This window comes from Hymenobacter metallicola, assembly GCF_004745645.1.
In the GTDB taxonomy this organism is placed as follows: domain Bacteria; phylum Bacteroidota; class Bacteroidia; order Cytophagales; family Hymenobacteraceae; genus Hymenobacter; species Hymenobacter metallicola.
Window position 1 is genome coordinate 995,036 of sequence record NZ_SRMB01000002.1, and the last position, 13,044, is coordinate 1,008,079.

General features: G+C 60.7%; 6 protein-coding genes and 1 pseudogene. All 7 read right to left on the reverse strand.

Features of this window, described 5'->3' with window-relative positions; genetic code table 11:
- Nucleotides 1–40: 40 nt before the first annotated feature.
- Nucleotides 41–1,903 carry a 7TM diverse intracellular signaling domain-containing protein gene (locus tag E5K02_RS14885; protein ID WP_167856415.1) on the reverse strand — a complete coding sequence of 621 codons (1,863 nt, stop codon included), beginning with the start codon at nt 1,901–1,903 and terminating at the stop codon, nt 41–43.
- Between the two features lie 289 nt (nt 1,904–2,192).
- Nucleotides 2,193–4,082: a cellulase family glycosylhydrolase gene (locus E5K02_RS14890; RefSeq protein ID WP_135395830.1), complete on the reverse strand. Its 1,890-nt coding sequence runs from the start codon at nt 4,080–4,082 to the stop codon at nt 2,193–2,195.
- A 151-nt stretch (nt 4,083–4,233) separates the two neighbouring features.
- Complete coding sequence (locus tag E5K02_RS26255; protein WP_394346423.1) at nt 4,234–4,431, reverse strand: T9SS type A sorting domain-containing protein; 198 nt, start codon at nt 4,429–4,431, stop codon at nt 4,234–4,236.
- 444 nt (nt 4,432–4,875) lie between these two features.
- A pseudogene (locus E5K02_RS14895) lies at nt 4,876–8,562 on the reverse strand (Ig-like domain-containing protein); the annotation flags it as partial.
- Between the two features lie 629 nt (nt 8,563–9,191).
- A complete protein-coding gene (locus E5K02_RS14900; protein WP_135395834.1) occupies nt 9,192–10,709 on the reverse strand; it encodes a M28 family metallopeptidase in 1,518 nt (505 codons plus the stop codon).
- 109 nt (nt 10,710–10,818) lie between these two features.
- Entirely contained in the window at nt 10,819–11,496 is a 678-nt protein-coding gene (locus E5K02_RS14905) for a response regulator transcription factor (RefSeq protein ID WP_135395836.1), read from the reverse strand.
- A 62-nt stretch (nt 11,497–11,558) separates the two neighbouring features.
- Nucleotides 11,559–13,016 (reverse strand): sensor histidine kinase, encoded by a 1,458-nt coding sequence (locus tag E5K02_RS14910; RefSeq protein WP_135395838.1) that lies wholly within the window; start codon nt 13,014–13,016, stop codon nt 11,559–11,561.
- Nucleotides 13,017–13,044 lie beyond the last annotated feature (28 nt).

Genomic DNA, 13,044 nt, shown 5'->3' on the forward strand with positions numbered 1-13,044 from the left:
GCTTTCGGAAAAGATTTGTGCTGCAAACGTTTGCAGCTACTCAAGAGCGTGCTGTTTCAACCACAGTGTGTTCCTCTTCGACGGTTGTCGTTGCGTCGAGCAATACATGGGTCCACCCTTCATTTTCATCGTAATCAGGAGCTTGCCGCCGGCGCCGCATTGCCTCCAGCACTTTCTGGCTAAAGCTCCAGCAAGTGCCCTGCCGCAACTCTAGTACCCGAGACAGCTCCTGGGAAGAGTAGTTGCCCTTGTGAGTGTAAATCAAGAAGACAGCGTAGAACGCCTTGATGATAGAGAACTTACATTTCTGCAGCATTGTGTAAGCCGTCGCCGATTCCACATAGCGACACTTAGTGCAACGGCGGGCGTGCGCCTCCCGGGCATCGCAATACTTCTCGTGGCCGCATTTGCGGCAGCGGTAGCCATGGGCCCATTTCAAATCGGCTAAATAGCTCAGGCAAGCATCTTTATCCGGGTAAATCTGACTGAACTCCCCAAAGTCGACCTCTTTCGATAACACCCGCGCCGTCTGGGCTTCCTGCAAGTCGCGCTGCAAATCAGCATTGAGTTTTTCGATGGCGGCCGATTGCAAGGCCAGTAGCCCATTGGCTTGCAGCAGCTCCCGGTTCTGGGCCACGATGGTTTCGCTCTGCCGACGCAGTTCCTCCGTCCGGCGGGCTACCTGCTCTTCCAGTTCCGTGTTGAGCTGGTCTTTCAGCGCCTGATTCTGGTGCAGCTGCTCAACCAGCCGGTCTTGGGCTAAGTGCTTCTTATGTAACTGCTTTACCAGCTTCTCCTGGGCCCGAATGGTGGCATCCTTAATGCTTTTGATCTTCTCGCCCAGCGCGTAGGATAGCACGGCTACTTCAAACACGAAGGCCACATTCATGCTATATACCGTAAAGGCGTTGTTAAAGAAATCAACCCCCAACTTTCTGGTAATCAAGAATAATAAGCTGACTACAACGCCAGCCTGGGCCAATAGAAAGATACGAGCGGGACGGAACCCCTGCCGATATACCTCGATAGCGGCGTAGTAGAGCATGCCATAGGGTAGCAGATACAACCAGAAGCTGAAACCTGATTGAATAAAGATGGTGTCGAGCAGCAGCAGACCAGCACTAAACAGCACGACGAGCCGCAGTATGGGGTCGAATCGAGGCAACCGCTGGGGCGCATCGAGGAAGTGACGGGCGTAGTAGCCGAAGGTAAGGAGGAGCAGAATGGGGGCACCGGCATTCACTATGCGGTTCAGCCAAGGCAGCATGGGCCAGATGTACTGGAACCCTAATCCATCTTCGGAAAGGAAAAGCAGGCTACAACTTAGTACATAGGCCACGTACCGCAGGTAGGTCTGCTCACCTATGAATAAGAAGATGAACAAGTTATACACCACCATTATCAGCAGCACGCCGTAGAAGCCGCCCAACATGCCGTACTCGCTCTGGAAGTGCGACGACAGCACCGCCTCGTTGCGTAGCCGGCCCAGAAAGCTGGTTTTAGAATCCGACTTCAGCCGCAGATAGTACGTTTGGGTTTGGCCGGGCCGCAGGTGCAGGCTGAACAGATAGTTCTTGTACGCATAGGGCCGCGTAGAGAAGGGCAAGTCGGCACCGGTGCGCACGCCGGTGTACTGCCCAACGGCGTTGGCCCCGTAAAAAGTCAGGTCGTTGATGTGCGAATCGAACATCTCCAGATACCAGTGATGCTCGTCGGAGTTGTCGGCCAGCACGCTGACTCTGAGCCAATAAGCCGATTCGGTATTCTCAATATTGCCGGCTAGCTTGCCGCCCGAAGTCAGGTCGCCCGGCTGGAACTGGTTGCTCCAGCGGGGGCTCATCACGTCCTGCAGGGTTAATTTACCCGTGGGGTCTTCGAGCACGCCGTACCGGGCCGGTTCCATATATAATTCGTTGATACCTGACCTTATGCGCAGGGTATCTTCGCGGGAAGCCGCCCGGCTGGGCGTACCAAATAGAAGAACGAGCAGGCTCAGGCAGCCTAATATATGCCAGCTTGGAAAGCCAGCAGCCTGGAGGTGGGGGAATTGGTAGATGGAGGGCCTCATGTAGCTCCCAATTTAAGGAAACGAACGCAGGGCTACCAGTAACGCCGTCGGAGGCGGGAGCCTTCGGCCTGATACTCGCATGCAGCGGCCACTGGGAAGTGGCGGCGGACTGGGCTAGTGGGCTTTATTGCCCACCCTGCGTATTCGTCGGGGTGGTGGATGGGTTGAATTGTAGCCAGCTCAGGCTAGCACCCGGCTGCTCCACGTAGAGCTGCAGGGTGTGCTTTCCGGCGGGCAAGGCAGTAATGGGCACCGCAATGGTAACCCAGGGCGTGGTGGAAGTGGTCTGGTCAATGGTTAGAGCACCCACCACAACGTCGTCGAGCTTGACGCTGAGTTTGGCGGGCGTGTTGGCGTCGTTTTTAACCCGGGCCTGCAAGGTGTAGGTTCCGGGCTTGGTCACATTCACAGTGTAGTTTACCCATTCACCAGACGCCATGTCACTGATAGCAAAGCCATTGGATGGCTTATCGGCAATAGGCTGAATATCGATGCCGTCGTTGCGGTAGACGCTGCCGTTGTTGGTGGGTGCTTCTTTGCGGTAGTCAGTTCGCTCGGCGTAGGCATCGTGGTAGGCAATGCCGTTGCGGCCCATGTCGTAGTCGGTGGCGTGGATGGTGCCCGGAATGCGGAGAGCGGCAAAAGGCGTGCGGACGGTGGCCGGACCGGTCAGGGCGGCAATAACGTCGCGGTTGGGCTGACACTCCTTGAACTGGACATTGCGCAGCAGGGCGGCACGGCCTTCCGGCGTCAGGATGCTACCGTAGCGGCGGACCCGCAGCAGGCTGGTGACGCCTTCCACCCGTTTCAGATTCCAATGGCACCAGCCAATATTTTGACTATTAAGTCCTTGCACCGCCCCGGCAAACCATTCGTTGGAGTTCTCCCCCGTTTCGCCCACCCACACCGGCACCTGCCACTTGTCGCGGAAAGCCACCAGGTTGGCCAGCAGGTTGATCTGGTTGGGATTGGGGTCCGCCGCTTTCGGGTCGTTGGGGCACCAGTAGCGGTGGGCGTTGTAGACGATGTTGCGCCGGTCTTGCACCTGCAGCTTGTCGGGAGTCAGGTTGGTATACTCGTTGCCGTAGCCATTGCCCTCCAGCAGCACAAGGTGTTGGTCGTTCTGGCCGCGCACAGCGTTGATAAGGCGGCTGTAAAGCCCGTTGATTTCGGCATTGTCGTTCGACAAGCCATTCTCCGGGTTTACTTTATGCGGCTCGTTGATGAAGTCGTACATGGCCACGCGGGGGTCTTGCCGGTAGCGGGCCGACAGCTTTTCCCACAGGCGCACCGTGATGTCCTGATAAATCAGGCGGCCCTGGCGGTCCTTGCGCTTCCACAGGTCCAGGGGCACGAAGTTGTCGTTGATGTTACGGTCGTAGCCCTGGCCGCCGGGGGCGGCGTGCAAATCCAGGATGACGTACATCTTGTTGGCCGCGCACCAGTTCAGCACCTCGTCGATGATACGGAAACCGTCCAGATTCTGGGTATCGGTAAAGAGCTGGTTCTGGTCGTACCACTGGCTCAGGCTCTGCACGTAGGCATCTACCGTGCGGGGGTTGCGCGGGCTGCGGCTGACTTTATTGCGCTCCAACCGTTGCTGCCGGGTCAGAAACAGGTCGTAGTGAAAGGGCAGCCGCACGCAGTTGAAGCCCTGGGCCGCCACGAAGTCGATGTCGGCCTTGGTCACGAAATTGGCCCGGTACTGGGCATAAAAGGCCTCCAGTTCCTGGTCGGACATGGTGCGCAGCAGCCCCCCGCGGATACGGGCCTGGGAATCGAGCGTGTCGGTTTTGAGAATGTAGCTTTCCTGCAGCAGCCAGCCGCCCACGTTGAAGCCGCGCAGCACGACTTCCTTGCCGCTAGCATCTACCACCTTACTGCCCTGGGCATGCAGCATGCTCAGGCGCTGGGCCAAGCTCAACTGCGGCAACAAACATACAATCAGCAAAGCCAGGCTCAAGCCGCTGCGCCACCGCCGCTTGAAGGGCGGCTGAGAGTCGGAGTGTTTCATACGTAATCAGTTAATAGGCAAGTGCCGGAAATAGAAACGGGACGGGAATATCCCGCCCCGTTTCGGTGAAGTCCCACCCAGGGTCTTCACCTCTCCCATTTATTATTGTGAAGCAATGCCAGCAGTGGTTGTCATGGGGCTGGGCATTGGCTTAGTGCTTGATAATTTTCTGAACCTCTACCCCACTGCCGCTTTGTACCGTCAGCAGATAGATGCCGCGGGGCAGCGTGGTCAAGTCCAGGTTGGTGGTGGCAGTGCCGGCCGCGGCCGTGGCCGTTCGGATAATGGCCCCACGCACGTCGGTGATGGTGAGCAGGTGAGCAGAGGTGCCGCGCAGCTCTACCGTCAGCTCACTGGTTACCGGGTTGGGGTAGGCAGCTCCTACCACGCTGCCCCGAGCCGTAGCGGCGGCCAGCGCGGCCTGGGGCGCGGCGCAGGTGGTACCTACGGTGTAGCTATGCGGGGTGGCGCTGGAATTACGCTCGGCCATGGTGGTACCCACGCGGTAGGTGAAGTAGAACGACAGCGCGGCGCCGGCAGCCTGGGGCTGGGAGAAAACGAAGTCGGAGCCCGAGGCCGTCATATTGTAGCCTGCGTAGCCGCCCGTGCCTACTTTCACATAAAGCAGGGCCATTGTGCTGCCGGCAATAGGCGCCAGGGGCACAAACTTCCAGCTTACCGTGCCATTGGCGGTGCTTACCTCGTAGCGGTAGTCGCCGTTAGCCACGGTACCGCCGCAGACGGTGCTGCCAGTAGTAGCGGGCGTCCCGTACACCTCCAGCTCGTAGAGCGAGTAGCCGTAGGTGGTGCCGCGGGCCGTGCCGTAGATGCGCACGTAGCGGCCGGCGCCGGCCAGGGCGGTGTGGTCGTTGGTGAGGGTGGTATTGCCGGCCACGGTTTTGATGGTAGTCCAGGTAGCCGCGTCATTCGAGAGCTGCACCAAATAGTCTTTGCCATAGGCAGCCTCCCAGCTGAGCTTGACGCGGCTTACGTTGTAGCGGGCCCCAAGGTCCACGTAAATCCACTGCGGGTCAGCAAAGGCGCTGGCCCAGCGGGTGGTGGCGTTGCCATCCACGGCCAGGGCACCGCCCATTTCGGGGGCTTCCGTCGAGGAAGTCGTAGTGGGCTTGTTCAGCGCCAGGTTGGTACCGGTCGAGGTCCCCCCGCTGACGGTAATGCTAACGGCGGCCGAAGTCGTGACGGCCCCGGCGTTGTCGGTGGCCTTGGCCGTCAGGGAGTAGGTGCCGGCGGCTACGCCCGTCCAGCTGTAGCTGTAGGGCGCGGTCAGGTCTTCGCCCAGCTTGGCAGCGCCCTGGAAGAACTCCACTTTGCTCACCGTGCCGTTGGCATCGGCGGCATCGGCCGTAATGGTTACGCTGGCCGGGGCCGTGAACGTGGCCCCGTTGGCGGGAGCCGTGATGCTAACCGTCGGAGCCGTGTTGCCAGCGGCATTCACCGTAATGCTGACCGCGGCCGATGTTGTAGCAGCGTTGCCGTTGTCGGTAGCCTTGGCGGTGATAGAGTACGTGCCCGCCGCTACACCCGTCCAGCTGTAGCTGTAGGGGCTGCTGGTATCGGTACCGAGCAGCGTAGCGCCGTTGTAAAACTCTACTTTCGACACGGTGCCGTCGGTATCGGCAGCAGTGGCCGCGAGGGTGACTGTAGCGGGTGCCGTAAATGTGGCCCCGCCGGCGGGCGAAGTCAGGCTGACGGAAGGCGCGGCGTTGGTAGGCGGCGGGGTGCCGGTTTTTACCAGGCTGCGGATGTTGTCGATGTGGTAGGTATGGCTGGTCGTGGAGTTGGGCGCAAACAGAAACACCAGCTTATCAACGTCCACATCGGGCGTGCCGGCATCCGGGGCGCTGGCAAAGGTGAAGGTGAGCGTGTGCCAGGCGTTGGTTTGCTTCACGGCAGCTTGGTAGATGCTGTGGCGGCCGGTGGGGTAGTTACCCGTGTTCGACTGGGCCACATTCTCCAGCTGGCAGGAAATGACCGTGCCGACCGGGGCCGTAGTATAGAGGTCAATGGCAAACACCTTGTCGCCTTTCTTATAGGCGGCGCCGTCTTTGATTGCCCCCGTGCGGAAGGCCAGCACGTCGTAGGTAGCCGTGGCATTGCGGGCGTAGCGGCCCACGCGGGCAGAGGTGTTGGGTGCTACCGCCGCTGGGTTGGCCACCGTCGGCGTGTAGGTGCCGTCGGCGTTGAGGAAGGTCAGGTTGTGGGTGGCCTCGTAGTCTTCGAACATGGCGCCGGCCGTGTAGGTCGGCGGGGCGGCGTACTTGGCCACCCGGATGTTGTCGAGGTAGTAAGTCCCCCCGGTCAGGGAGTTGTTGGCAAACAGGAAGGCCAGCTGGTCGATGCTTACATTGGCCGTACCCGCGTCGGGCGAGGAGGTGTAGGAGAAAGCCAGGGTTTCCCAGGCGTTCTGCTTGGTGGTGCGCGCTTCGTAGCTGCTGTTGCGGCCGGCAGGGTACGAGTTAGCCGCCGCGGCCTTGTTCTGCAGGTTCAGCACCACCGGCGTACCGACCGGGGCCGTGCTATACACGTCCACCAGAATCTGGTTAGTTTGGTCCTTAAACAGGCCGGCATCCTCAATCACGCTGCCGGGCGTGCCGGCCGTAAAGAATAGCACGTCGTACTGTTCGGCGGCGTTGCGCACGTAGCGGGCTACGCGGGCCGAAGTATTTGGGGCCGTGGCGCTGGGGTTGGCCAAAGCCGGGGTGTAGGTGCCGTTGGTGAGCGTGGCATCGAAGGTCAGGCGGCTGGTGCCGTCGTAGTTTTCCAGGATGTCAGTAGCTACCACGGGCTGGTCGGGCTTCTTCTTTACCAAGATGTTGTCGAGGTAGAAGGTAGAGCCCGAGGCGACGCCCGGCTGAAACAGGAACACGACGTTGTCGACGTCATACACGCTGGTACCGGCGTCGATAACTTTCTCGAAATCAAACTCCAGGGTTTCCCAGGCGTTCTGCCGGCTGGTGGTAGCAAAATAAGAGCTCTGCCGGCCCGTGGGGTAGTTAGTCGACAATACCGTGCGGCTGTTTTCAAACTGCATGGTGATTTTGCTGCCCACAGGAGCCGTCGAGTACACGTCCATGTAGACCTTGCGGCGGCCGGCGGCAAAGTCGGAGGCATTGCTCACGGTCAGGCCCCGCACATACAGCACGTCGTACTGCTCGGCGGCGTTGCGTACGTATTTGCCCACGCGAGCCGAGGTATTCGGGGCTGCCGCGCCGGGGTTAGCCACGGCCTGGGTCAGCACGCCGGTCATGGTGCCGTAGGTCAGGGCGCGGTTGGCTTCGTAGTCCTCAAACACCCGGTCGAGCTGCAGCGGGGTGCTCACTGTCACGGCTTTAGTATAGGTAGTAGTGGGGCAGCCGTTTACCGTCACGGTTGCCGCAACAGTGCCGCCGGTAGTGCCCCAGTTCACCTGAATCGAGTTGGTGCCCTGCCCGCTGGTGATGGTAGCGCCGCCGGGTACCGTCCAGCTATACGTCGCGCCGGCGATGGTATCGAGGCGGTAGGTTTTGCCCTGCTCGTTCTGGTACACTTGCCCGTCACCTAGCACGGCGTAGTTCGAGGGGCCAGTATACACCCGCACGTAGTCGACCTGCATAGTGGTGGGGTAGTCCGAGGGCGTGGCGTTCTGGTAGCCGGTGAAACCCGTGCCGGGGCCGCCTACGGCCGAATTCAGCATCAGGTAGAAGTTGCCGTCGTTGAAGGGCCAGGAACCGCCAACCGTGGTTTCGGGCGAGGCCGTATGGTACACGTTTCCGTCTACCGACCACTTAATCTGGTTAGGGCCCCACTCAATGGCATACACGTGAAAATCAGCCGATAAGTCGAGGGTACTGCTGTACTCGCGACCCGTGAAGTGCCAGCCGCCCGCGTCGTAGTGAATCGTGCCCGCCACCGACTTGGGGTTCTTATGCTTGGCCTCCATGATGTCAATCTCCCCGGTAAAGGGCCAGTTGCCGGGGTCGGCCAGCATCCAGAAAGCGGGCCACACGCCCTGGGCCGAAGGCAGTTTCATTTTGGCCTCAATGCGGCCGAAGCGAAAGGTTTGCAGGGCGCCCGCAGCGGTTTTCGAAAACAGCTTGGCAGAGGTATAATTGTAGGTGCGCCCACCCTGCACCGAGTTTTCGTAGCGGGTGACGATATTCAAGTTTCCACCCGACACGGTAGCATTGCCGGGGCGATACACTTGCAGCTCGGCGTTTCCGAAGTTGCATAAGCCCGTTTCGCAGCCGTCGCCTTCGTAAACGCGCCACTTGCTCAAGTCGCCGGGGGTGTTGAACTCATCAGCCCACACGAGCTGGTTGCACTGAGCCCAAACAGTGGCGGGGGCAAACAGGACCCAAAGCGCGGCTAGCAGCAACCGGCTTACCCTGACATTCCAGGAAGCGGACGCGCTGTGCAACGCCCGACGTGCGTAGAAAGGTATTCTCATATTGCTTAAGCTGGATTGGTGGGGAATCAGCATTGAGACCAGGGCATGGGGTTGCCCGGGCAGCAATAGGTGGGATGAGACAGGGTAGAAAGCGGAGCGGGTATTCGGAGCCTGAAAAGGCAGAGCGGAAAGGCAGATCTGATGGCGGGTAAGCTACTCTAACCAAGGCTGCACCCGTAGGCAGCGGCCACTGGAAAAAATCGGCAGACCAAGCACCACAAACGTTTGCGGCAGGTCAAATATTCAGACGTTGTTTGGGAAATGCAAGTATAAAAACCCGCTAATCAGCTTGAAAAAACGGTTTTGCAACTTGCCTCACAAGCTGCTTATACACTTATAACACACGCAAACCCGGTCCTCGCCTCTTCTAGCAACCTTCTCTCTTCTACCCCCCACCCAGATAAAAAACAATGATTAAATGGTCTGCTCTGATCATCTTTTCCACATTATTTTTTGGTTAGCTCCATTCCGTTTAGAAATACTGCACGCAGTAGGTCAGTGGTTTGAGGGAAATTCAACTATGTTCTGCCCGTTGCCCGTCGCGCCTACTGCAGGATAGAGTTGGCTACATACCTAGTATCAAGTATGCATACGACACTAATAGGGCCAGCTGGAGTACTCCAGCTGGCCCTATTAGTGTCGTATCAGTTTGGCTCGTGTGCTTATCGTTCCAGCCTGGCGCCGGGGTCAACGGTTACGCGCTGAGGGGTGTTAGACACGGCCCAGCCGGTGGCATACATCCAGCGCGTCATGCGGGCCAGCTTGGTGATATCGATGCGCGAGGCTTCGTCCTTGGGCGTGTGGTAATCAGGGTGCAGCAGGGTGGTAAAGAACAAGGCCGGGATGCCCGCCCGCACGTAGGGCACATGGTCACTGCGGAAGTACCACCCTTCCGGGTGCTTGGGGTCGTCCCAGGACGTGTCGATGGTGAACTTGGTGAACTGCCGGTTGGCTTGCAGCGCCATATCCACCAAAGCCGTGGAGTTGCGGTGCGGACCAGTCGAGCCCAGCAAAGCGGCCGAGTCGGGGGCGTTGCGCCCAATCATGTCGGCGTTGAGCACCGCCACGATGGACGACTTGGCCACGGTGGGGTGTTCGGCGTACCAGCGGGAGCCCAGCAGGCCGCGCTCCTCGGCCCCGTGCCACACAAACAGCGCCGAGCGTTGGCCGGGCCGCTGCTTCCAGGCCCGCCCAATGGCTAGCATGGCCACGCTCACCGTGGCGTTGTCGTCGGCCCCGTTCCAGATAGAGTCGCCGGCGACGGGGTCACCGGCGCCGTCGTGGTCGTGGTGGCCGCTGAAGAGCACGTTTTCCTGGCGTAGCTGCGCATCAGTACCCGGCGCCCGGGCTATAACGTTGACCGACGGGTAAATAAAGGTATTGGCGGCCAGGTCGGCCTTGAGCTGGGCGTTGCCGGAGCGTAGGGCGGCCCCAGCGGCCTGGCGCAGCAGCAGTACCGGCACGGTGGGCGGGGCCGTAGCCATGGCGGGCAACTGGTAGACTCCATCTTTGTAGCGGTGGCCCACAAAGCCCAGCTGAGGCTCGGCCGTATCGTCGGCCACAAGCAGCATGCCCGCCACGCCCTGCCGGCGCAGCACGGCGGTTTGCTGATTCAAGGCAGCCAGGATGTAGCGGAAGCCCCACAAGCTCATCTTTGGGGCGGGCAACGGGCGGGGAGCCACCAGGTTCATGGCGACCACCTTGCCCCGCAGGTTCGTCCGAGCGGTGTCCGCCAGGGAGTTGAGCCAGGTAACCGGGGCATCCAACTGGGCTTTGATAGGGGCCGTTACCCAGGCATCCTGCCACAAAGCCAGGGCCCGACCATTGATCCGGATGCTGGTAGAGGCCGCTACGGTGAGGCGGCGCAGGGGGTAAAACTGAAAGTAGGTCCCGTCGTCGCCGGCGGGTTCCAGGCCGATTTGCCGGGCCCGCTCGGCTACCCACACGGCGGCCCGCAACTCATCGGCAGTGCCCGCCCGGCGGCCGCGCAGACTGTCGCTGGCCAGCTCGAACAGGTCTTTGCGCAGTTCGGCCTCCTGAATGGCACTGAAAGCCGGTGGGGCGGTGGCCGCGGCCGGCGCCGAGGTGGAATTGGAGGCAGATGGCGGCCGGGTGCAGCTGGCAAGCAGAGTGCCCGTCAGCAGCCCCGATGACAGGATGAAGAATAGCGGTGTTTTCACGGGTGCGGGTCGAAAAAGCGGAAAAGCGGGGACTAGGCCAGAGGAGCTAGTACTTGGCCTTGCCGCGAAAGTTATACCGCTTATCGGTTCCGCCGGTGTTTTCAAGTGGTCAAACAATCAGCTTATAGCCAATACCCCGGATGTTGAGAATCTGGACCTGGGGGTCGTCTTTCACGTAGCGCCGCAGCCGGGTGATAAATACGTCGAGGCTGCGGCCGTTGAAAAAACTGTCGTCGCCCCACAGCTCGCGCAGCACGGTGCCGCGCTCCAGCACTTGGTTGCGCTGGTCGTAGAGACGCTTGAGCAGCTCGGCTTCGCGGTTCGACAAATCCGCGGCCTGCCCGTCGAGGTAGAGCTTCTGCTTGGGATAGTCGAAGTGGTAGCGGCCGATGGGTAGGGGCCCCGCGGTGGGCGGAGCCGGGGCCGGGCGCCGGCTGAGCTGGGCGTTGATGCGCACAATGAGCTCATCCATGCTAAAGGGCTTTTTCAGGTAGTCGTTGCCGCCCAGCTCAAAGCCCCGCACCACATCCGCCGTCTGGGAGCGGGCCGTCAGGAACAGAATCGGCACCGTCTGATTTTCAGCCCGAATCTGCTCGGCCAGGGAAAAACCATCGAGCTTGGGCATCATCACATCGGCAACCACAATGTCGGGTGGGCCGGCCCGAAACAGGCGTAGGCCCTGCTCCCCGTCGGCGGCGTATTGCACCGCGAAGCCGCGCACTTCCAGGCTGTCTTTCACAATCATGCCCAGGGCGGCCTCATCTTCAATCAGTAGAACGGTGGACATAGGTGAGGGTATTTTAAGATTCTACTGCCCCGCTTCGGCGGCGTGCGGCAGAACAGTCATTTTTAAGCCGGCAGCCAGAAGGAAAACGCACTGCCTTCGTCGGGGGCGCTGCGCACGTCGATGTGGCCGCCGTGGCGCTCCACTACCTGCCGCACGTAGTATAAGCCTAACCCGAAGCCCTTGACGGGGTGCAAGTTGCCGGTCGGCACCCGAAAGAACCGGTCGAAGATGGCCTCCTGGTAGGTTTTGGGAATTCCAATGCCATTGTCGGAAACGGTAAGGCGCCAGCCCTGCCCGTCCAGCTCGCCCCGAATACCCACCGTGACCTGTTCTCCGGAGTACTTGATGGCGTTATCGATAAGGTTGCTGATGACATTGCTGATGTGGAGCCGGTCGAGGCGCACGGCCCCGGTAGCCGGTAGGCTCAGGTCGAAGCGCACGGGCTTGGGGGCTTTCAGCTGATGGCGAACCACCAGCTCCCGCACCAGCTCGGCGGGCTGCACGGGTTCGGGGTGCAGCTCCAGGGTTTGCCGCTCCTCCACGGCAATAGTGAGCACCTTTTCGACCAGGTCAGACAAGCGTTGCAGCTCCTGGTGCGAAATAGCCAGGTACTTGGCCGTCTTCTGGGGGTCGTGCAGGGCACCGAAATGCTGCAGGGCCTCCACCGCCGCCGACACCGTCGCCAGAGGCGTTTTCAGCTCGTGGGTCATGTTGTTGATGAAGTCGTTCTTGACTTCCGACAGCTTTTTCTGCCGCAGAATCGTGCTCAGCATCAGTACAAAGCAGCCCGTCGTGAGGCCCAGCAACAGCACCGAGCCGCCCAGCAGCCCCGCCATGCGGCGCAGTACCCAGAAGGTGGGGGCGGCAAACGAGGCCTGCACGTACTGCTCGCGCACGGGGTTGAGCAGCACCGGCGGCGTCTGGAGGGCATAGCCGGGGCGCAGAGGTTGGTCTACCAGCCGGGCCGGCCGGCCGGCGCGCGGGTCGAACCGGGCCGTCAGCGTGTCGAGCACGAAGGGGGCATCGGCGCCGCGCAGGCGCAGCTCGGCCTGATACGCCTTGCTGAGCTGGGCCACATTTACCTTGTTCTCCCCGGTCCAGTCTTGCAGCAGCAGCCGGGTGATATTGCGGGCCAGCGAGTCGGCCGGCTGGCCGGTGCGGGCGCCCGGATGCAGGCGCACTTGCTTTTCTACCTTCACCAGGCGCAGCTCCCCATTGGATTTGGTAACCTGCTGGCGCGTAAGCACCTGCAACTGGTTGGCTTGGTCCTCTTCGCCAGCATCGTCGTACTGGCGAACAATGAGGCGCACGGGTTTTTTGCCAGTCGTGGTGCGCAGGGCTTGGCGGGCAAAGTGCATCTGCTCCTGCTGCAACACGGCGCGCAGGGCTTCGCGGGCAGTGCGCGCAAACTCGGAGTTGGTGAGCTGATAGGTGGTGTAGAGCCAGTACGCCTGAAAGCCGTTGATACCCAGAATGCAGAGCGTCATGAGCCAGAAGATGGAGCGGATGCGCCGTTTCATGGGGCGAAGGGGCTAGAGTAGGTTACGA

Coding starts and splice junctions, on each gene's coding strand:
- E5K02_RS14885 (WP_167856415.1), bottom strand. CDS start 1,903: ATGGAACCGGCCCGGTACGGCGTGCTCGAAGACCCCACGGGTAAATTA.
- E5K02_RS14890 (WP_135395830.1), bottom strand. CDS start 4,082: ATGAAACACTCCGACTCTCAGCCGCCCTTCAAGCGGCGGTGGCGCAGC.
- E5K02_RS14905 (WP_135395836.1), bottom strand. CDS start 11,496: ATGTCCACCGTTCTACTGATTGAAGATGAGGCCGCCCTGGGCATGATT.
- E5K02_RS14910 (WP_135395838.1), bottom strand. CDS start 13,016: ATGAAACGGCGCATCCGCTCCATCTTCTGGCTCATGACGCTCTGCATT.